At 71.7% G+C, this 19,282-nt stretch carries 17 protein-coding genes; 7 read left to right on the top strand and 10 right to left on the bottom strand.

Translation table 11 applies throughout. The annotated features are described in order from the left end of the window. Window position 1: 1 nt before the first annotated feature. Together POL72_RS26280 and POL72_RS26275 are read left to right on the top strand one after the other, a co-directional pair. Window positions 2–1,534 (top strand): sugar ABC transporter ATP-binding protein, encoded by a 1,533-nt coding sequence (locus POL72_RS26280; protein WP_272098317.1) that lies wholly within the window; start codon window positions 2–4, stop codon window positions 1,532–1,534. Beyond that, a complete protein-coding gene (locus POL72_RS26275; protein WP_272098316.1) occupies window positions 1,531–2,646 on the top strand; it encodes an ABC transporter permease in 1,116 nt (371 codons plus the stop codon). Before POL72_RS26280 ends, POL72_RS26275 begins: the two co-directional genes overlap by 4 nt. A gap of 288 nt (window positions 2,647–2,934) precedes the next feature. Here the strand turns inward: POL72_RS26275 and POL72_RS26270 are convergent, their stop codons facing one another. Beyond that, window positions 2,935–3,936, bottom strand: coding sequence for a hypothetical protein (locus POL72_RS26270; protein ID WP_272098315.1), 1,002 nt, complete (start codon window positions 3,934–3,936; stop codon window positions 2,935–2,937). Window positions 3,937–4,050: 114 nt separating this feature from the next. Between POL72_RS26270 and POL72_RS26265 the strand changes: the two genes are divergently transcribed. After that, window positions 4,051–5,127, top strand: coding sequence for a glycosyltransferase family protein (locus POL72_RS26265; protein WP_272098314.1), 1,077 nt, complete (start codon window positions 4,051–4,053; stop codon window positions 5,125–5,127). A 49-nt stretch (window positions 5,128–5,176) separates the two neighbouring features. On the opposite strand, the gene POL72_RS26260 is transcribed toward POL72_RS26265, so the two are convergent. Together POL72_RS26260 and POL72_RS26255 are read right to left on the bottom strand one after the other, a co-directional pair. Next, window positions 5,177–5,437, bottom strand: coding sequence for a hypothetical protein (locus POL72_RS26260; RefSeq protein WP_272098313.1), 261 nt, complete (start codon window positions 5,435–5,437; stop codon window positions 5,177–5,179). A gap of 107 nt (window positions 5,438–5,544) precedes the next feature. Continuing rightward, window positions 5,545–6,336: a Stp1/IreP family PP2C-type Ser/Thr phosphatase gene (locus POL72_RS26255; RefSeq protein WP_272098312.1), complete on the bottom strand. Its 792-nt coding sequence runs from the start codon at window positions 6,334–6,336 to the stop codon at window positions 5,545–5,547. 58 nt (window positions 6,337–6,394) lie between these two features. On the opposite strand from POL72_RS26255, the gene POL72_RS26250 reads away from it, so the two are divergent. Both POL72_RS26250 and POL72_RS26245 read left to right on the top strand, forming a co-directional pair. Beyond that, window positions 6,395–7,780, top strand: a complete 1,386-nt coding sequence (locus tag POL72_RS26250) for an aldehyde dehydrogenase family protein (RefSeq protein WP_272098311.1) — start codon at window positions 6,395–6,397, stop codon at window positions 7,778–7,780. Window positions 7,781–7,932: 152 nt separating this feature from the next. Beyond that, a complete protein-coding gene (locus POL72_RS26245; RefSeq protein ID WP_276597216.1) occupies window positions 7,933–8,319 on the top strand; it encodes a VOC family protein in 387 nt (128 codons plus the stop codon). 132 nt (window positions 8,320–8,451) lie between these two features. On the opposite strand, the gene POL72_RS26240 is transcribed toward POL72_RS26245, so the two are convergent. The 3 genes from POL72_RS26240 to POL72_RS26230 form a co-directional block, all read right to left on the bottom strand. Next, the gene (locus POL72_RS26240; protein ID WP_272098310.1) at window positions 8,452–11,196 is read right to left on the bottom strand and encodes an AAA family ATPase; all 2,745 of its coding nucleotides are present in this window, start codon (window positions 11,194–11,196) and stop codon (window positions 8,452–8,454) included. A 305-nt stretch (window positions 11,197–11,501) separates the two neighbouring features. Next, window positions 11,502–12,113, bottom strand: coding sequence for a 30S ribosomal protein S4 (rpsD, locus tag POL72_RS26235; RefSeq protein WP_272098309.1), 612 nt, complete (start codon window positions 12,111–12,113; stop codon window positions 11,502–11,504). A 167-nt stretch (window positions 12,114–12,280) separates the two neighbouring features. Continuing rightward, window positions 12,281–13,063 (bottom strand): class I SAM-dependent methyltransferase, encoded by a 783-nt coding sequence (locus POL72_RS26230; protein WP_272098308.1) that lies wholly within the window; start codon window positions 13,061–13,063, stop codon window positions 12,281–12,283. Between the two features lie 526 nt (window positions 13,064–13,589). Here POL72_RS26230 and POL72_RS26225 point away from each other — a divergent pair. Next, window positions 13,590–14,132, top strand: a complete 543-nt coding sequence (locus POL72_RS26225) for a PadR family transcriptional regulator (RefSeq protein ID WP_272098307.1) — start codon at window positions 13,590–13,592, stop codon at window positions 14,130–14,132. Between the two features lie 18 nt (window positions 14,133–14,150). On the opposite strand, the gene POL72_RS26220 is transcribed toward POL72_RS26225, so the two are convergent. From POL72_RS26220 to POL72_RS26205, 4 genes are all read right to left on the bottom strand, one after another. Continuing rightward, window positions 14,151–14,681: a GNAT family N-acetyltransferase gene (locus POL72_RS26220; RefSeq protein WP_272098306.1), complete on the bottom strand. Its 531-nt coding sequence runs from the start codon at window positions 14,679–14,681 to the stop codon at window positions 14,151–14,153. Between the two features lie 116 nt (window positions 14,682–14,797). Then, window positions 14,798–15,931 (bottom strand): UTP--glucose-1-phosphate uridylyltransferase, encoded by a 1,134-nt coding sequence (locus tag POL72_RS26215; RefSeq protein ID WP_272098305.1) that lies wholly within the window; start codon window positions 15,929–15,931, stop codon window positions 14,798–14,800. Between the two features lie 264 nt (window positions 15,932–16,195). Continuing rightward, window positions 16,196–16,768 (bottom strand): hypothetical protein, encoded by a 573-nt coding sequence (locus tag POL72_RS26210; RefSeq protein ID WP_272098304.1) that lies wholly within the window; start codon window positions 16,766–16,768, stop codon window positions 16,196–16,198. A 97-nt stretch (window positions 16,769–16,865) separates the two neighbouring features. Next, on the bottom strand, window positions 16,866–18,365 hold the full coding sequence (locus tag POL72_RS26205; protein WP_272098303.1) for an O-antigen ligase family protein: 1,500 nt from the start codon (window positions 18,363–18,365) through the stop codon (window positions 16,866–16,868). 260 nt (window positions 18,366–18,625) lie between these two features. On the opposite strand from POL72_RS26205, the gene POL72_RS26200 reads away from it, so the two are divergent. Next, on the top strand, window positions 18,626–19,231 hold the full coding sequence (locus tag POL72_RS26200) for a polysaccharide biosynthesis/export family protein (RefSeq protein ID WP_272098302.1): 606 nt from the start codon (window positions 18,626–18,628) through the stop codon (window positions 19,229–19,231). Window positions 19,232–19,282 lie beyond the last annotated feature (51 nt).

The following is a 19,282-nucleotide window of genomic DNA, read 5'->3' as shown; positions in this document are numbered from 1 at the left end:
CGTGACAGCGTCCGCCCCGGATCTGCTCGCGATGCGCGCGATCACCAAGCGGTTTCCCGGCGTGATCGCGCTCCAGGGCGTCTCTCTCTCGCTGAAGCCGGGCGAGGTGCTCGCCCTCATGGGCGAGAACGGCGCCGGCAAGAGCACGCTCATGAAGATCCTGGGGGGCGCCCTGCAGCCCGATGAGGGCGAGATCCGCATCGATGGAAGGAGCGTCGCCATCGAGAGCGTGCGCGCCGCCAAGCGCCTCGGCATCGCGCTCATCCATCAGGAGTTGATGCTGGCGCCAAACCTGGACATCGCGGCCAACATCTTCCTCGGCAACGAAGGCGGCGCGACAGGGCTGCTCCTCCGTCCGCTGCCGAAGGGCGACATGCACGCCCGCGCCAGGGAGCTGCTCCTGCGCGTGGGCTTGCCGCTCCCGCCCTCGACCCCGGTGTCCGCGTTGACCGCCGGCCAGATGCAGATGGTCGAGATCGCCAAGGCGCTCGCCCTGAGCGCGCGCATCCTCATCATGGACGAGCCGACTTCGTCGCTCACGAGCGGTGAGTCCGAGCACCTCTTCGGGATCATCCGCAAGCTCCGGGCGGACGGCATCGGCATCGTCTACATCTCGCACCGGATGGAAGAGGTCATGACGCTGGCGGACCGGGTGACGGTCCTGCGCGACGGCCGCTACGTCGGTGACCTCACGCGCGCGGAGGCGACGCGCGAACGGATCGTCGCCATGATGGTGGGCCGCGAGCTCAGCGCGCACTACTTCCCGGAGAGGCGGCCCCGTCGATCGACCGAGCCCGTGCTGGTGGTCGAAGGGCTCGTCGTGCCCGGCGCGCCCGCGCAGGTCTCTTTTTCGGCCGGACGCGGGGAGATCCTCGGCTTCGCCGGCCTGGTCGGCTCGGGCCGCACGGAGCTCATGCAGACGATCTTCGGGGTGACGAAGGCGCTCGGGGGACGCATGACGCTCGAAGGCAAGGGGTTCGCTCCTCGAAGACCGAGGGATGCCATCGACCGCGGCGTCTACCTGGCGCCGGAGGATCGCAAGCGCCACGGCCTCGTGCTGCCGCTCAGCGTCGCAGAGAACACCTCCCTGCCCAACATCGGCAGCTACGGCCGCTGGGGCTTCTTGAACAGGGAGACGGAGCGCCGGATCGCCGAATCGGAGGTGGAGCGCTTGAGGACGAAGACGCCCGGCATTCGTCAGCCCGTCGTGAACCTCTCCGGCGGAAACCAGCAGAAGGTGGTGCTCGGGAAATGGCTGGCCATGAACCCGCGCGTGCTCATCCTGGACGAGCCGACGCGGGGCATCGACGTCGGCGCCAAAGCCGAGATCTACCGCCACATGGCCGCCCTCGCGGATGAAGGCATCACGATCTTGATGGTCAGCTCGGACATGGAAGAGATCATCGGAATGAGCGATCGCGTCGCCGTCATGCACGAGCGACGCATCAAGGGCGTGCTGCCGCGGGAACGGCTCAGCCAGGAGCGGATCGCGACCTTGATGACGGGCCACGCGGAAAAGGAGGCTCTGTCGTGAGGCGTGAGCTCGGGATGACCATCGCGCTCGTCGTGATGTGTCTGGGCCTCTACATCTCGAACCCGGATTTCCTCGGGCAGTCGAACTCGATCAACACCCTGCGGCAGATCTCGATGCTCGGGATCTTCGCGATGGGCATCGGGTTCGTCATCATCGCCGGCGGCATCGATCTGTCGATCGGGTCCGTGATCGGCCTGACGGGCGTCCTCATCGCCAAGCTCTCGTCGACCCAGATCGGCGGCCTGGGCTACCCGCTGTGGATCGGCATTCCGGTGGCGCTCGGCGTGGCGCTGCTGATCGGCCTCGGCCAGGGCTTGTTGATCACGCGGCTCAAGCTGCAGCCGTTCATCGTCACGCTCGGCGGCATGTTGTTCTTGCGCGGCGTCTCGCAGACCATCGCCCAGGGGGGCACCCTGAGCCTCGGTGGCTCGCCGCTGCTCGCCCTCGCGAACGGCGGGCTGCTCAAGAGCGGGAGCGACGCGCTCGTCCCGTACCCGCTCCTGATGTTCCTCGCCGTGAGCGCCGTGGCGACCTATGCGCTGCACTTCACGGTGTTCGGCCGTTACGTTTATGCGATCGGCGGCAACCGCGACGCGGCCGAGTACTCCGGCATCAACGTGAGGCGGGTGGAGACGTCTACCTATGTGATCTCGGCGGGCCTCGGCGGCGTGGCCGGCGTCTGTTACGCCTCGTACATCGGGCAGATGTCGCAGCAGGTCGGCATCGCGTACGAGATGTATGCGATCGCCGCGGCCGTGCTCGGCGGCTGCTCGCTTCGCGGGGGTGAAGGCACGGTGCTCGGCATCATCATCGGCTCCGCGGTGATGCGCGTCATCGACAACGGCATCAATATGTTCCAGCTGCCGTACCAGGACGCTGACCGCATTCAACGCATCTGGCGCCTGGACCCGAACTGGACCTTCATCATCATCGGCGCCGTGATCCTCGTCGCCGTGATCCTCGACCAGATCGTGCACATGGTGCAGACGAAGCGGCGCATCCGGCATGCCTCCGCGGGCGCCGCCGAGGCGGCGCCGAGCCTGCAGGCGGCCGCGGCGGTCGGCGCAGCGGAGTCGCCCGCCGCGCGAGCGCCCGATCGCGAGAGCGTCTGAGCTCTTCGGCGATCGGGGGACGAACCGGCAAGTCGCCAGAAGCGCCCCGCCCTTGACCATCAGGGAGGGTTATCGCCTCCTCAGCCCGGCGGTCCGGCCTGAGCAGCGCCGGAGCTCGTGACCCCTGTCGCCCGCCCCGTCGCGGCGCCATGACGGGGCCATGTCCGTGCACACGAAGAAGACGTCTATCGGCCTGTCCAACAACAGCAGGCCGAAGAACAAGAACAAGCGACATCACTGGAAGCGCTACCGCGGCCAGGGCAAGTCACACCACGGGTGAGATCGCCGTCACGGCGAGGTGAGCCGGCGAGCATAGCCCGCCGCCCGACCCACGAGCGCTGCGGCCGCGACCACGCCGCGCGCCCGCAGCGTCTCCCGGGGCGAATGCGCCTCCGGCGGCGCAACGAACGCCTCGAGCCAGGCCTCGGCCGGCGGCCGCGCCAGCACCCCGCCGAGGTCGAACAGCGAGAGATCCGAGACGCCGGCCGCCTCCGCGACGGCCACGTCCTCGCGGAGCTCGGCGACCGAGCTGTAGACCGGCTCGTCGCCAAGCGCGCCTTTGCCCACGGCGCCCAGCGAGGCGCCCGCCCTCGGACCGAACCGCCGGGCCGCGGCGCGGCACCCCCAGGCGAGCAGCGCCACCGCGTCCTCCCGGCCGAGCGCGCCGCGCGAATACCCCGCGATCAACGACGTATACAGCATCGCGCCGACGCGCCCCCACGGCGGCGCGGACACGGGCGTCCCGAGCAGCCGCTCCCAGCCGCGCGCCGGCCCGTCGGTCAGGACGAGCGGCACGATCGCGGCCGAGGTCGCCACCCCGCGCGCGTGCACCGCGCCCGCCAGCTCCGCGTACGCGCGCTGCGCATCGCTCCACCGCGGGCTCCCCCGCGCTCCCCGCGGCCCACCGCCGAGCAGATCGAGCGCGCCGCGCCCCCCCGCGAGCGCCCGCCGCACCGCATCGATCGGCGGCTCCAGGTCGAACACGATCTCCGCCGCGGCCAGGCGCCGCGCGTCGAGCGCGTCCATCAGCCGGGCCACGAACGCGCCGAACGCCGCCGCGTTGCAGGCGCTCGCCCAGCGCCCGTCCTCGTCCGCGATCATCGGCCACACAGCGACCGCCACCCCCGCATCCGCGCACGCCGCGACGAGATCCGGCAGCCCCGCCGCGGTGTCCGGCCGCACCGCGATCGACAGCTCCAGCGCATACCGGCGCAGCAGCGCGAGCGTCCCGGGCGCCCGCACCACCTCGAGCGGCAGCAGCTCGCTCCAGATCCGGCGGCGGGGCGTCACGCCCGCCGCCCGCGCCGCGGCGCCGCCTGCGCTCGGTCGCCGTCCGCGCCGCCCGCGCCGCGGCGGCGCCGTTTCCTTCCGAACGCCCCAAAGCCCCCGCTACACTCGCGCGTCATGAAGATCCTCTATGGCGTCGTCGGCGAAGGGATGGGGCACGCCATGCGCTCGCGCGTCGTGATCGAACACCTGCTCGCGCAGGGACACGAGCTCGAGATCATGGCGTCGGGCAGGGCGACCGACTTCCTGTCCAAGCGCTTCGCGGGGGTGAACCGCATCCACGGGCTCCACATGATCTACGAGGAGAACCGGGTGCGTCGCGGCAAGACGCTCTGGTCCAACGTGCTCTCCGGCGCGACGGGCACGCCGAAGAACATCGCCGCGTACTTCGAGCTCATCAAGGACTTTCGCCCCGAGCTCACGGTCAGCGACTTCGAGTCGTGGACGTACCTCTACGCCAAGCTCCACCGGCTGCCGATCCTCTCGGTCGACAACATGCAGATCATCAACCGGTGCACCCACGACGCGGAGATCCTCGCCGGCCACGAGGCGGGTTTCCAGCTCACGCGCGCGTTCGTGAAGAGCAAGCTGCCGTTCTGCAACCATTACGTCATCGCCACGTTCTTCCGCCCGCCGGTCCGCAAGCAGGAGACGACGCTGGTCCCGCCGATCCTCCGCCCCGAGATCATCGCCGCGAACCGCCGCCCCGGGGAGCACCTGCTCGTCTACCAGACCGCCGAGGGGAACGACGCGCTCTCGGCGACGCTCGCGAAGACCGGGCTCGAGTGCCGCATCTACGGGATGCGCCGGAACATCACGGAAGAGCAGGTCGAGGGCAACCTGCGCTACCGCCCCTTCAGCGAGGAGGGCTTCATCGACGACCTCGCGTCGTGCCGCGCCGTCATCGCCGGCGGCGGGTTCACGTTGATGGGGGAGGCGGTCTACCTGCGCAAGCCGATGCTCGCCGTCCCCCTCGGCCGCCAGTTCGAGCAGGTGCTCAACGCCCGCTACCTCGAGCGCGAGGGGTTCGGCCGCGGCGCCGATTCGCTGGACGACCCGGCCGTCATCGCGGATTTCGTGAAGGCCATCCCGGCCTGTGAAGAGAAGCTCGCGGGCTACTCCCAGGACGGCAACCGGCAGCTGTTCGAGGTGATGGACGGCCTGCTCGATCGCGCACACGCCGGCGTGCTCTGAGCGCGGCGGCCGGCGCGCCGCGCTCGCGGCGTGGACACCGCGCCCTCCCCTACTTCGGCCTGCAGCCCTTGAGGTCCGAGCCGGAGATGCCGTTGCACTCCTGCTCCGCGGGGCAGTCCGACTGCTCGACGCACGTCTTCAGGCACTCGAGCGCCGCGCTGTCGTCGGGCTTGCCGCAGACCGCCCCGCCCTCACACTCGCCGTCCGCGCCCTCTTCCTCGCACGCCTCGCCGAGCGCGGCCTCGCCGCCGCAGCCCCACGCGAGCAGCGCGCCGACGAAGAGCCCGATCCCGATCCACCTGGTTCGCATGCATGACCTCCCTTGTCGTCAGCCCACGTGCACGCGGCGGGGGCGCGGCGGCGCCGCTCACGCGAGGACGCGGCGCGCTCCCGACCCCCTCCGCACGCCTCTGGATGCTACCGCGCGCTGCGGCTCTTGACGCCCTGGCGCTGGCTCCAGGACGCCGATGCCGTCTCCTCGATCCGGATGAGCACGGCAGTGATGTTGTCGCGGCCACCGTTCTCGTTGGCACAGTCGATGAGCTTGCCGCACGCGTCGGCGAGCACGGCGTTGTCCTCGACGATGCGCGCGATCTCGCGATCGTCCACGAGCCCGTGGAGGCCGTCGGAGCAGAGGAGGAACACGTCGCCGGCCTCGACGCGCTCCGCGCGCAGGTCGATGTCGACGCTGGGGGCGATGCCGAGCGCGCGCGTGATCACGTTGCGGGGCAGGTAGGCGAGGTCGCGCTCCGTGAGGTCGGGCCGCTCGAGGAGCGCGTCCGCGATGAGCGAGTGGTCGCGGGTCAGCTGCGAGATATCGCCGTTGCGGAGGAGGTAGCAGCGGCTGTCGCCGGCGTGGGCGACGTAGAACTTGCGCTCCCGCGGCGAGAACGCCGCGGCGACGACCGTGGTCCCCATCCCGCGGTAGAACCGCGAGTCGTCGGCGTGCGCGTAGATGCGCGCGTTCGCGTACGTCACGGCGGCGCGCAGCCTGTCGCCGGTCGACGCCTTGCGCCGCTTGCCGTTCGCGTCGCGGAAGTAGCCGGCGATGGCGCTCGCGGCGATCCGGCTCGCGACCTCGCCGGCCTCGTGCCCGCCCATGCCATCCGCGACGACGTAGACGTTGAACTCGGGGAGGAGGATGTATCGGTCCTCGTTGTGGACCCGCTCCCTGCCGACGTCGGATAGACCTGCCGCGGTGGCGCGCATTCGCCCCGAGTCTAGACGACGCTTGGCCCCGCAGGGAACTGGGTTAATCTTCCCCGCCATGTCCGACCTTGTGATCGACAACCCGTATACCCTCGAGGAAGCCGTCCGCCGGCCTCTTGCAGACGAGGCCGCCGTCGACCGGCTCCTCGACACGGCGACCGCCGCCGCGCGGCGCTTCTCGCACACATCCATCGCCGAGCGCGCCGCCCTGTGCCAGCGCGCGGTCGAGCACATCGAGGCCAGCGCCCCGTCGATCGCCGCCGACATCACCCGCATGACGGGCAAGCCGCTGCGCCAATCCCGCAATGAAGTCGCGGGGATGGCCAAGCGAGCCCGGCATATGATCTCGATCGCCGAGGGCGCGCTCGCCGATGTGATCCTGCCGGAGCTCCCCGGGCTCGAGCGGCGGATCGTGCGCGCTCCGCTCGGTGTGGTCTTCAATCTGCCCGCCTGGAATTATCCGCTCCTCACCGCCGTGAACGTGGTCATCCCCGCGGTGCTCTCGGGCAATGTGGTGCTGCTCAAGCACTCGCCGCGCTCTCCGCTCTGCGGAGAGCACTTCGCGACGGCGTTCGCGGAGGCCGGCGCGCCGCCCGGCCTCGTCCAGGCCTTCCACTGCGACCACCCCACGTCCGAGCGCATCGCATCGGACCCGCGGGTCAACTTCGTCGGTTTCACCGGTTCCGTCGAAGGCGGACGCAGGATCTATGCGGCCACATCGAAGAAGGTGGCCGTCGACGCCGGCCTGGAGCTCGGCGGGAAGGACGGCGCCTACGTCGCGGCCGACGCGGATCTCGAGAAGGCGGTGGACGGGATCGTCGACGGCGCCTGCTACAACGCGGGACAGAGCTGCTGCGCTGTCGAGCGCGCGTATGTTCACCGCGACCTGTATCCGAAGTTCGTGGAGGCCGCGCTGGAGCTGATGAAGCGCTATGTCCTCGGCGATCCGACCGACGAGCGGACGAACCTGGGTCCGATGGCGCAGCCCCATGCGCCGGCGTTCCTGGAGGCGCAGGTGAAGCAGGCGCTCTCCCGGGGGGCGAAGGCGCTCTGCGGCGGTCGGGCGACCCAGGTCGAGGGCCGCGGGCGCTTCTTCGAGCCGACGCTCCTCGTGGACACGGCGCCCGATCTCGACGTGATGCGCATCGAGTCGTTCGGGCCGGTGCTGCCCATCGTGCCGGTCTCATCCGACGAGGAGGCGCTCGCGCTGATGAACGACAGCGATCTCGGGCTCACCGCGTCGGTCTGGACGCGCGACCGCGAGCGCGCCGCGCGGCTCGCGCGCGAGCTCGACGTCGGCACGGTCTACATGAACCAGTGTGACACCCTGGATCCGGCGCTCCCGTGGACGGGCGCGAAGAACAGCGGCAAGGGCGCGACGCTCTCGACGCTCGGGTTCCTGCACCTGACGCGGCCGAAATCGATCAACTTCAAGATCGGCTGAAGGACCGGGCGCGCGGCGAGCGGCGTAAACAACCGTGCCGCGCGTGGCCCGCGAGCCGATGAGCTCGAATGAGTCCGCTTGCGCCGGGGGCGATGTGCGGTATCCCGGAGTGATGGAAATACGAGAGATTTATCGCGGGCGCCTCATCGATCATGTTCAGCTCGTCGTGGCCGACCTCGCGGCGAGCAAGAAGTTCTATCGGGCCGTCTGAGACGATCGGGATCCCGATCGCAGGCGAGGCCGACGATTACTTCTGGGCCGACGAGCTCTTCATCTCCAGCGTGGGCTCGCCGTCCGCGGCCGGTGTGCCCACGGGCCGAGCGCACCTAGCCTTCCAGGCGAGCGACCGCGCGACGGTCGATCGGTTCCACGCCGCCGCGGTCGCCGCGGGCGGCAAGGACAACGGCGCTCCGGGCAAGCGCCCGTACCATCCTGGCTACTACGCGGCGTTCGTGCTCGACCCGGATGGCAACAACATCGAGGTCGTCCACCACGGCCAGGCGAACAAGTCGGCCGACGCGATAAAGATCACGTTCTGATCGCGAAGATGCCGCGAGATCGTTGAAGGGCCGACACAGAATCGATTGAACTCGATACGGGCGCCGGCGCACCGCCGCGGCTCCTCCGGCGCTCCTTTCGCTGCTGCCCTCTCGGCGCCTCCTCGCCTCTCCTCAGGCCGACTGCTCCGCTGGCTCGCCGTCGATGCAGATCCGCTTCCTGACGACGGGCCTCGGCGCGACGTCGTTGAGGACCACCCCGAGGATGCGGCGATCGCCGAGCTGCTCGGCGGCCCTCGTCAGCGACGACGCCCGGGTCAGCGAGGCGCGCGCGACGAGGACGATGCCGTCAGCGGCGTCTTCGATGACGTTGGCGTCGCCCGAGCCGAGGACCGGAGGGCCGTCGATGACGACGTAGTCGTGATAGCGCCGCAGCGTGCGCATCGCGGCCTCGAAGTGGACCGAGTGGAGCGCCGCGGGGTAGCTCGCCTCGAGCGATGGCTCCGCGAGCACCGAGAGCGACTGGCTGACGGCGATGACGCCGAGCGGGCGGATCTCGCCCGCCATCCGCCGCCGGAGCTGCTCCGAGAAGCTCGCGTGCGCGGGCAGCCGCAGGCCGAGCGTCGCGGCGACGCGGGGGCACGCCAGGTGGCCGTCGACGAGCAGCACCCGCGCGCGCTCGGCCTCGGCGAGCGTCATCGCGAGGCGGACCGCGAGCGCGGTCTTGCCCTCGGCCCGGCCGGGGCTCACCACCGCGACCGCCAGCGGCTCGCCCGCCCGCCGCTGATCGAGCCGGTGCCGGAGGACCCGGAGCGCCGCGAGCGCGGGCGCGGGCGCTCCCCGGAGCAGCTCGAACACCCCGTGCCCCTCGGGATCGAGGTCCGCGCCGATCATCACCACCTCGGGCCCGTCGAGCGCGGGGCTGCCGACGCGCGCGAACGAACGCACGCCCACGCAGGCGAGCGGCGCCTCGGGCGCGCTCCAGGACGACCGGTCGACCACCTCGCAGTCGCCGAGATCGAGGCCATCCCGGAGCGTGTCCTCCGGGTCCGGGACGGCGCCGGCCGGAGCGGCCTCTTCCGGCGCGCCGGGCGGCTCCGCGCCGTGCCCATACCCGCCGAGCGGCTCTGCGCCGGGCCCAGCCGCGCTGGACGGCTCGGCGCCGTGCCTGGCCTCCCCCGGCGGCTCCGCGCCGGGCCCAGCCGCGCCGGGCGGCTCTGCGCCGTGCCCGGGCCCGCCGGACGGTTCCGCGCCGTACCCGGGCCCGCCGAGCGGCTCTGCGCAGTACGCCGGCACGATCGTGCGCTCGCGGAGCGGCGGGCGCGCCGGGAGCTCCGGCATCGCGGCCAGCAGGGCCGGGCCGCCGAGCGCGTGGATGTCGCCGCCGTCATAGAGCGTGTCGTTGAGCAGCACCCGGGCCCCGGCGACGCCCAGCGCGAAGAAGAACGTCACAGCGGCGCCCGCGAAGAAGACGCGGCCTCGCCCACGGTCGGGGCGGCTCGGCAGGTAGGCCTGATCGAGGACGTCGAGCTCGGTCTCGCTCTTGTTCTCGGCGGCGTCCGCGGACAGGTCCGCGGCCCGCTCGTTGGCCTGAACGGTCTTCAGGTACTCGCGCGCCCGCTCGAGATCGAGGCGGAGGCGGTGCCACTCGGTCTCGAGCTCGATCACGCGCTCCTCGGCGGCTCCGTCGGCTGCCCACGGCGGGGCGCGCGGCGCCTCGCCCCTGGCCGCGCTCTCCGCCGGCGCGCGCGGCGCCTCGCCCCCTGACGACGCCCTGCCGCCTGCGGCGCGCACGCGCAGGCCCGCGATCTGCCGGAGGAGCGCGGTCCGCTCCGCCGCGAGCGCCGCGCGCCGCGCCGGCGTGAGCGCGCGCTCCTCGCCGGCCGGCGCCTCGGTGACGCCCGCGCGCACGAGCCCGAGCGCGCTCTCGGCCGCGGCGAGCTGGCTCTTCGCCGCCTCGACGCGGCGCTTCGCGGCGACGGCGTCCGGGTGGATCGGGGTCACGGTCGTGAGCTTCTCGGCGAGCGCCGCCTCGGCCGACGCGACCGCGGCGACAGCGGCGGTGCGGGCCCGCTGCGCCTCGACGACGCTCTGGGGCAGCGGCTGCCCTGGCGCCACCGCTGGCGACCGCGCGGCCCCGAGCAGCGCCTCGACGCGGGCGAGCTGGCGCTCGAGCGCCGCGAGCTGCGGATCGGCCGGGCGGGCTGGCTGCGCTGGCAGGGCGCGGGCGGCGGCGGTCGCCGGGGCGCCGGGCGAGCCGAGCGGCTGGGGCGTCGGCGCGTACGGAGAGTCGTTGAGCCCCCACTGGAACTGCGGATTCCTGGCGAGGAACGTCGCCAGCGCGCGGCTCGCCGCGTCGACCTTGGAGCTGGCCTCGGCGAGCTCCTTCCGCAGGAAGTCGCGGGTCATCGTCGCCGTGCCGAGGCTGTCGCGGCGGTAGTCGTCGAGCAGGATCTGCGTGAGGCGGGCGGCGACCTGCTGCGCCACGTGCGGATCGTCGTGGGTGAACGAGACGACGTACGTATCGCTGCTCTGCGCGCGGAAGCCGACGTGGGTCTTCATCTCCTCGACGGCCTCGACCATCGAGCGGGCGGACTTCTCCGGGTAGAGCCCGAACGCCTCGACGACGCCGGCGAGCGTCCCGCGCGCCGTGAGCGCGTCCTTCAGCTTCGACCCGAGGCGCGCCGCGCGCGCGGTGCCGCTCTGGGGATCGCGGCCGGTCTGGATGGTGTCGCGGTAGAGGATCGTGGCCTCGCTCCGCCACACCCGCTTCGTGGCGAGCGCCAGGGCCAGGGAGATCGCGAGTCCGACGGCCATCATCGCGGCCGCTCCGCGCCAGTACATCCGGACCCGGCCGAGGACGCTTATCGCGCGATCCAGGCGCTCCCGGGGTGTGCTCTCCGTGCTCAGGCTGGCCATGGTGTTCCTCGCCCGTGTGGGCAGCGCGTCCGGCGCCGTGCGGCGCGGAGGGCGCGCGCGGGGGCGCTCCGCACCCGCACGGCAAGGCGCGTGCTCGCGGGCGCGTCACCCCGGGACGCACACCGCTCGGCGCCACCACGCGCGCTGACCGCGTGAGAGAGGGCCGACGCCGACGAACGCCATGGACATTCCGCGTCCGGCGAGCGCGGCTCGCTGCGTGGACGCTCCCGGAAAGGCGGGCGCTCGTCGCCGCGGCCCCGCTTCGGGGGAGGCCGGCTCGCCAGCGTGGCGAGCCCTGCTCCTCGTCACAGCCGCTGCGAGTAGTACTCGATGATGAGCTGAACGGCGATGGGGAACGGGATGCTCGTCTCGTCCGGCAGCGCGGCCACGCGCGCCTGCCGGGCGTCCTTGTCGACCGCGAGCCACGTGGGGGCTTCCATGTCCGTCTTCGCGAGGCCCTCCACGACGGTCCGGTGGTCACGGCGCTTCTCGCTCACGCTCACCGTCTCTCCGGCGCTGACGCGGTAGGACGGGATATCGACGCGCTTTCCGTCGACGAGCACGTGCCCGTGCGCCACCAGCTGTCGCGCGGCCGGGATGGTGCGCGCGAAGCCCGCGCGGAAGATGACGTTGTCGAGCCGCCGCTCGAGCAGCTCGATGAGCTTCGTCCCGGCGGCGAGGTCGCTCCTGCGCGCCTCGAGCATGAGCGTCTTCAGCTGCGTGTTGGTGAGGCCGTAGTTGAGCCTGACCTTCTGCTTCTCGCGGAGCCGCAGGGCGTACTCGCTGAGCTTCTTGCGGGCCTGTCCGTGCTGCCCGGGGGGGTAAGGCCTCCGCTCCGTCTTCCTGGCCGACAGCCCGGGGAGCTCGACCCCGAGCGCGCGCATGACCTTGACGCGAGGTCCGGTGTAACGGCTCATGTCCGGGCCCTCCCCAGGGACGCGCGGGCGTCGCGATGGTGGAGCGCGGCGCCGCAGGGCGCCGGTGCGTCAACGTAGTCCTGGATGTTCATCGAGCTTCTCTGTCCTTGTGCATGGGTCTTGCTGTTGCTTGTGATGGCGGTGTACCCGAGGGTGCTATCGAGGGCTCACACGCGCCGGAGGTGGCGGAGGATCGGGAACTGCGCTTTACGGAAGAAGCGCGCGAGTCCATTCGTGGTCCGGACGCGGGCGCCTAGCGGCGCGGGATAGTCGCTGTCGCCCAGGACGCGCAGCCATGGAAACGTCTCGACGACCCCTCCCTCTCGGTGGAGCTCGACGTGACGCGCGCCCCTCGCCGCGGTGGGACGGAGCTGGAGGCTCGGGCTCGCGTCGAGCAGGAGCTCCACGTCCTTGGCGAGGCGCAGGGAGACCTGGGTCAAGAAGGCGCCGATCCGCTCGGGGCCGAGGTGGGAGAAGAGGCCGAGGCCGAGGATCAACGTGGGCCAGTCCTGCGCGTCGGCGAGCTGATCGATCCAGTGATCGCAGCCTGGGGACGCGGTGGCCAGCGCATACCGCGGCGTCCGCGGGGCGCGCCGGGACTTCCACGCGACGACGCGGGGAACGTCGATGTCGATCCAGTGGAGCTGCCCGTTGTCGACGCGCGAGAATCGGGTGCACGGCCCGGAGAAGAGCCCGATGGCCAACCCGTCCGGGTGACGGCGGAAGAAGTCGTCCACGACGTCGTCGACCAGCCGCGTGCGGGTCGCGAGGGGGCGGAGCTCCTGTTCCGTGAAGCCAGCGCGCTCGACCTCGAGCAAGCGGGCGAGCTGGCGCGCTTCCTCGTCGTGGAGCCCGAGGTCGGGAAACGCGTCGGAGGCGTACGCGCACGCGGCGACACCCGCGAGCTCGCGTCGAGCAAACGAAGGGGCAGCGTCGATACTGAAAATCATTTTCACTTTCGTTACAGGGCCGTGCGTCCTGTGTCAAGCAGCGAACGGCCGCGATCTCACCCAGGTTGAGCTGGCGACCCCACCCAGGTTGAGCTGCGGCGACCCCACCCAGGTTGAGCTGCGGCGACCCCACCCAGGTTGAGCTGCGGCGGCCCCACCCAGGTTGAGCTGCGGCGCCGACCCCACCCAGGTTGCCCGCGGCGCGTCTCCCCATCGTTGTGTCCTGCGGCCCTGCCCTGCCCGGCCGCGGAGCCTGCGGTCGTCCGCCCCGCCCCTTGACGGGCATCGGTCGAGAGCTATCTTTTAGATATATCTTTTAGAATATCGACCCGGCAGCCGCATGGCGGCCGGGCCGCGGAGCCGGGGTGGTCTGCGCACGAGCGCGCGGCAGCTGAGTGCTCGCCGCCGTGGCGGTCCGCCGCCGAGCCAGAGAGGGATTTTGTCTATGTTCTGGGGATACGAACACCATCACTGCGCAGGCCCGCGAGGGCCGAGGGGGGGTCCGTTCGGGAGGGGTCGGCACGGCATGGGCGGCGGCCCGCCGGGCTGGTGGGGCGACTGGTTTGGAGGGCCGCCGCTCCGCGCCGATCGCGGCGGCGTGCGCTACCTCGTCCTCGACGTGCTCGCCGAGCGAGCTCGCCATGGCTACGAGGTCATCCAGGCGATCGAGCAGCGCAGCGGCGACACCTACCGTCCGAGCCCCGGCGTCATCTATCCGACGCTGCAGATGCTCGAGGAGCTCGGCCACGCGCGCGTCATCGAGGCCGAGGGGCGCAAGATCTACGAGATCACCGACGCGGGCCGCGAGGACCTCAAGGCGAACCGCGAGTACGTCGACGAGTTCTACGAGCGCTTCGTCGAGACCTCGTGGGAGCGATTCGCCGAGGATTTCGGCGACGTCATGAAGCGCATCGGCTCGCTCATGAAGATGCTGCGCCACGCGATGCGCCGGGGGCGCATCACGCCGTCCGTGCTCGCGCGCACCGTGAAGGTGCTCGACAAGGCGGCGGCCGAGATCGAGGAGCTGCTCGGCGAAGATCCGGAGGGGCGCGCCGGCCGGCGCCCGTGATCCGCGCCGCCCGTGGAATCAGGGCCCGACGCGCTCAGGCACGCTCTCGAAGCAGAACACCCGCCAGGCGTTCGGCTGGCCGGGACGCACGAGCTCCGTCACGGCGCCGCTCGTGAACTCCGCGACGACGCCGCGCCAGAACGCCAGAGCGCCCCGGTTCCCCTCGGCGACGCGCACGGTCCACTTCCCGGGAAGATCGTTCCACAGGAGGCACGCCGCCTGGCGGCCCACGCCGGAGCGGCGATAGCGGCGAAGGACGAAGAACTCCGCCACATCGAGGGTGTCCGGGTCCTCCACCGCCGGCGAACCGCGCGTCGCCAGGACGAACCCGGCGACGCGCCCGCCGCATCGAATGAGGAACGCGAACCGCCGCTCCCGCTCCGACCAGTAGAGAGGGAGCTTGGGATAGCCGAAGCGCCCGTCCTGCCCCAGCTCGATACCGGGGAACACATCGCTGAGATCGTGGATGTACAGCTCGAGAAGATTGGACAGGATCACGGCGTCCGCTGGCGTCGCCGCGTCCAGAGAGACAGTCTGCGCATCTGCCATATCCAATCCTCCCGTCCGCCGGCGCGCACTCGGGCGCTTCTCCGCTGCGCGCGTCGTTATCACGATGACTGGCCCCCTCGGTCGTCGACCGCGCGCCGCGGCCTGTGCCCCTCGGCTCAGCCGAGGAAGCCGCGCGCGCGGGCGATCGCCTCGATCGCCGGCCGCCGCCGCTCCAGCTCCTCGACGTCCTTGACGGGGAGGAACCGCGCCGCGAGGCCCTCGCGCGGCACGCGAACGAACCGGGCCGGCAGGCCGAAGGTGACCTCGTTCAGGATGCGCTCGAACTGGATCGCCTTGCGGTCGTCCACCTTCTTCTCGACCTCCACGTAGATCCAGTCCAGCGCGAGGGCGTCGAGCGCCTCGGCGCTCGCCAGGAAGGTGTTGGTGTTGAAGACGGGCACGACCTTCGGATCGAAATCGACCGGCAGCCGGAAGTCCTCCGCCATCACCGGTCGTCCGTTCCACCGCAGCGGCCCGCCGCCCTTGTCGCCGCCCTTGTCGACCACCTCGACGGAGAGGGGCCCGCCGTGGCCGAGGTGCCAGCCCAGGAGGACCGGATCGACGGTCGCGCCGAGGTTGTCGAGGTTGGCGATCCAGACGATCTTCCCGCCGCGGGCGATGAAACGGCCGAGGAGGCCGCTCTCGCGGAGGGCGTCCGGGAGGTCGCCGTGGCCGGTGGCGTAGACGCTCGGCTCGCCCGCCTCGTCCAGGAACAGCCCGCCTTCCGGGGTCAGGCGCAGCGAGACGTGCTGCTCGAACGTGGCGCAGAGATCGCCCGGCTCGTCGAGGCGCGCGCCGAGCGCCTCGCGGATCGGTCCGTTCGTCGCCTCGCTGGTCATCAGCCACAGCGGGACCGGGACCCCCGTCGTGCGCCGGAGGTGATCGCTCTCGGCGAGGCGCAGATCGAGGAAGGTCCGACCAGGCAGCACCTCGACGAGCGCCTTGACCACGCCGCCCATCCGGGTGGCCATCCCGCCGGCGAGGACGCAGAGGGCGACCTCGCCCCGGCGCAGCGCGGCCAGGCCCGCCTCGCGGCAGCGGGCGTGCTCGGGCGTGCCCTCGGCGGGCAGGTCGGCGATATCGCCGGGCACGGGCGGCTCGACCGTGCCCTGGAGGCGGTTGCGGGCGTCCCGGTCCTTGCCGATGGACGCGGCCCACCGGGCGACGCGATCGGGGTCGAACCCGCGAGCCCGGAGGCGAGCGAGGAGAGGGCCAGGGAGCGCGGCGATCTGCTGGGCGAGGGAAGACACGGTATCCTCAAAAGACCACGAGGCGATGCGCGTGGCAACGGCGTCGTGCAACCGGTCACGCCATTCAGAATGGGCGCGCCTCCTGCTGGAGAGGCATCTCGCGCCTGCGCACACACCCGAGATCCGGATGGCGCTGAATGCGTCGTACGTGGCTCCCTGATGCCGCGTCGCTCGCCTGAAGGTCGCCAGTTCCATTCCGAGAATGGACCATCTCCAGGAAATCACGCTGACCGGAGCGCCGGTCCGGCTTCCGTCAGCGGCCGGTCAACTCAAGAACAGCTCCTCCACCGCCGCCGCGGTCGCCGCGCGCTGGAGCCAGCGTCCCAAAACGTCCACGTCCGTCTCGCCGAGGATCCGGCCCCTCGCCTCCTCGCTCGCCGGGATGCGGCGCACGTCCAGCAGCATCAGGATCGCCGCCGACAGCCGCCCCACTGCCTGCTCCGCGCGCGCCTGCTCCTGCTCCGCCCTCGCCTGCTCCTGCTCGATGCGGGCCTCGGCGGCCTCGATCATCCCTTCGAGCTTGCCCACCAGCTCGCTGGCGGTGACCAGCTCGGCGGTATCCGCGTAAAAACGGAGACGCCCTGCCTCCACCGCGAGATCCAGATCGAGGACCTCCGATCGGTACCGCCCGGCGCGCGAGGGGATGCTCTCGTAGCGCCGCTCGCCCATGAGCGGCAACCGGTGACCTTTGAGGTGGCCGCGCGGGATGTCGTAGATGAAGTACTCACGGATCCCGAGGGTCGCATAGCGCACGACGTTGTCCACGAAGTCCTTGCGCCAGTTGCCGGCGTACTGCACCGCGGCGGGGTCGACGGGCTTGCGGATGGAAGCCGACATCCCGCCCAGCGTACCACCATTCCAGGGCGCTCCCGTCAGACGACCTGCGAGGCCGCGCCGCGGACGGCCCAGGGGCGCCCCGCGCTCGCGCGCGCCCTCACCCGAGGAACCGGAGCAGGACGTTGAGCAGCACGAGCACCACGACCATCCCGCCGCACACGAGCGCGACCTCCCTCCCGGACACGCGCACCACGACGCGGCTGTCCTCGGCCCGCGCGGCGCCGTAGAGCGCGGCGGAGGCGCCGAGCACCATGTAGAGGATGTCCTTGTAGGCCCACGAGAGGAAGAAGATCCCGATCAGCGCGCCGCACAGGCTCACGAAGATCGCCGGCGCGAACCGCCTCGCCGTGGGGCCGACCTCGACGTCGCCCAGCCAGATCGACAGCGGTACCTTGAGCGACGCGTACAGGACGAGCGCGAACAGGCACATCCCGAGCAGGCCCGTCTCGGCCGCGGCGAGGAGATAGGAGTTGTGGGCGGTCAAGCCGAGCGACGACTCGTCGCCGAACTGCCCTGCGCCGACGCCGATCCCCTTGGTCCGGCGGATCAGCTCGAACGCTTCCCGGAGCAGCTCGACGCGCTCGTCCGAGCTCTCGCTCGCCTCATCGCCGCTCCGGCCGCCGAGCAGGAGCATGGGCGGCCCGATGAAGCAGGCGGCGATGACGCCGAGCGTCCCGCTCCGCCGGATGAAGCTGAGGCCGAGGACCACCAGGTACACGATGACGCCCGAGCGCGAGCGCGACAGGACGACCATCGCGCCGATCGCCGCGATGATCGCCGTCACGGGAAGCGCGCGGAGCGCCGCGGCCACGCGCGAGATCAGCCGATCCGTGAGCAGGACGGGCAGCGTCAGCGCGCGGCGCGGCGCGCAGGGCGGCGCGCCGGCCGACGGGGGCGGGCCCCCACGGACGGGCCTGCGCGGCCGGCGCGGGCGGGCGCGCCGCTCCGCGAGCGCGATCGCAAGCGGGATCGACATGCCGGCCATCAGCGAGAGCTCGTTGGGATCGGCGAGCGAGCCGCGGTAGCGGACGCGGCCGTCGATGGTCGACGTGCCGAGCGGCCCCGGACGCTCGCATCGGTAGTTCCCGTCGGGCACGGGCGCCTCGATGCGGCAGTCGAGGTTGGTCTCGCAGGGGCGTCCATCCGGCTCGAGCTCGCCCTTGCCTTCCCAGTCATCGGGCGCGGCGATCATGCAGCCGTGCGGCTGGAACGCTTGCACGATCGCGACCACGGTCGTGAGGACGGCGCAGCCGACGAGCGTGATCGCGAGCGCGCGCAGCCCTCGCGGCGAGGCCGCGGCGACGGCGACGGCGACGAAGATGCCCGCGACGGTCGCGAGCTGCATGCCGCGCTCCTCGAGCGCGGCCGGGCGCTTCAGCGCGGTGGTCAGCGCCGCCCAGGCGAGGAACGCGAGCGCATAGACGACCTGAGGCGCGAGCGTCGGCTTGAGCCGCCGCCACACGACGTCGAGGGCGACGCAGAGAAGGGTGATCCCGAACGCCGCGTGCACGAGCGGAATCCCCGCGAGCGCGGGGATGAACTCCTGCGGCTTGATGATGACGAGCGCGCACAGCGCGCACACGACCCACGCTGCCATGGTGTGGCGCGCCGTCCGCGTGGCGCGCGCCGCGCACAGGCGGCCCGCGCCGCGCCGTCGTGGCGGCCGCGCGGAGGCGCCCTGCGCGGGCGCGATGAGGCGCGGCGCGCATTCCCCCCTTCCGCGCGACGGATCTAGCACCGCGGGTCCGAGCGGCACGCGGGAAGAGCGCCAGTGCGCGCGCGAGGAGCAGGCGTGGAGCGCGGCCGCGGGATCGGCGCTTGCTGGAGCGCCATCGCATCAAGGAGGCTGGAAACCGCATGTGCTCCCGCTGTGTCCGGATTGCCCTGCTCTGCTCTGCGCTCACGGTCCTCATGGCGCTCCCGGGCTGCGGCGCGCGCGCCCCGCGGGTCGACTTCGATGCGGAGCGCCGCGCGACGAGCGCCTATGCCGTCGGCCCCGGCGACGTGCTGGAGGTGCGCGCCTGGAAGAACGAGGCGCTGAGCCAGCGCGTCACGGTGCGACCCGACGGGTTCATCACGATCCCGCTCATCGGCGACGTCCTGGCGTCGGGGCGCACCGTCATGGGCATCGCCGAGGACATCGCGACGCAGGCCGCCAAATTCTATCATGAGAAGCCGGTCGTCAGCGTCGAGGTGGCGGAGCTCCACAGCTACCGGGTCTACGTGATGGGCGAGGTGTCGCGTCCTGGCGAGTTCACGCCGAGGGGGCAGATCACCGTGCTCCAGGCGCTCGCCCTCGCGGGCGGATTCACGCGCTTCGCCGACCCCGACGAGGTGGTGATCGTCCGGCGCGACGCGATCGGCGAGCGCAGGATTCCGTTCGTGTTCGATGAGGTCGTCGGGAAAGGCGATCTCCGCGGGGATCTGCCGCTGCAGACGAACGATACCGTGGTGGTGCCGTAGAAGGCCCGCATCGGGGCCACGTCGCTCCGGGAGCAGGCTTATCCGCATGCG

This window comes from Sorangium aterium (genome assembly GCF_028368935.1).
Taxonomy (GTDB): Bacteria; Myxococcota_A; Polyangia; order Polyangiales; family Polyangiaceae; genus Sorangium; species Sorangium atrum.
The sequence above is the reverse complement of the archived record's forward strand: the minus strand, read 5'-3'. Positions and strand labels throughout refer to the sequence as shown.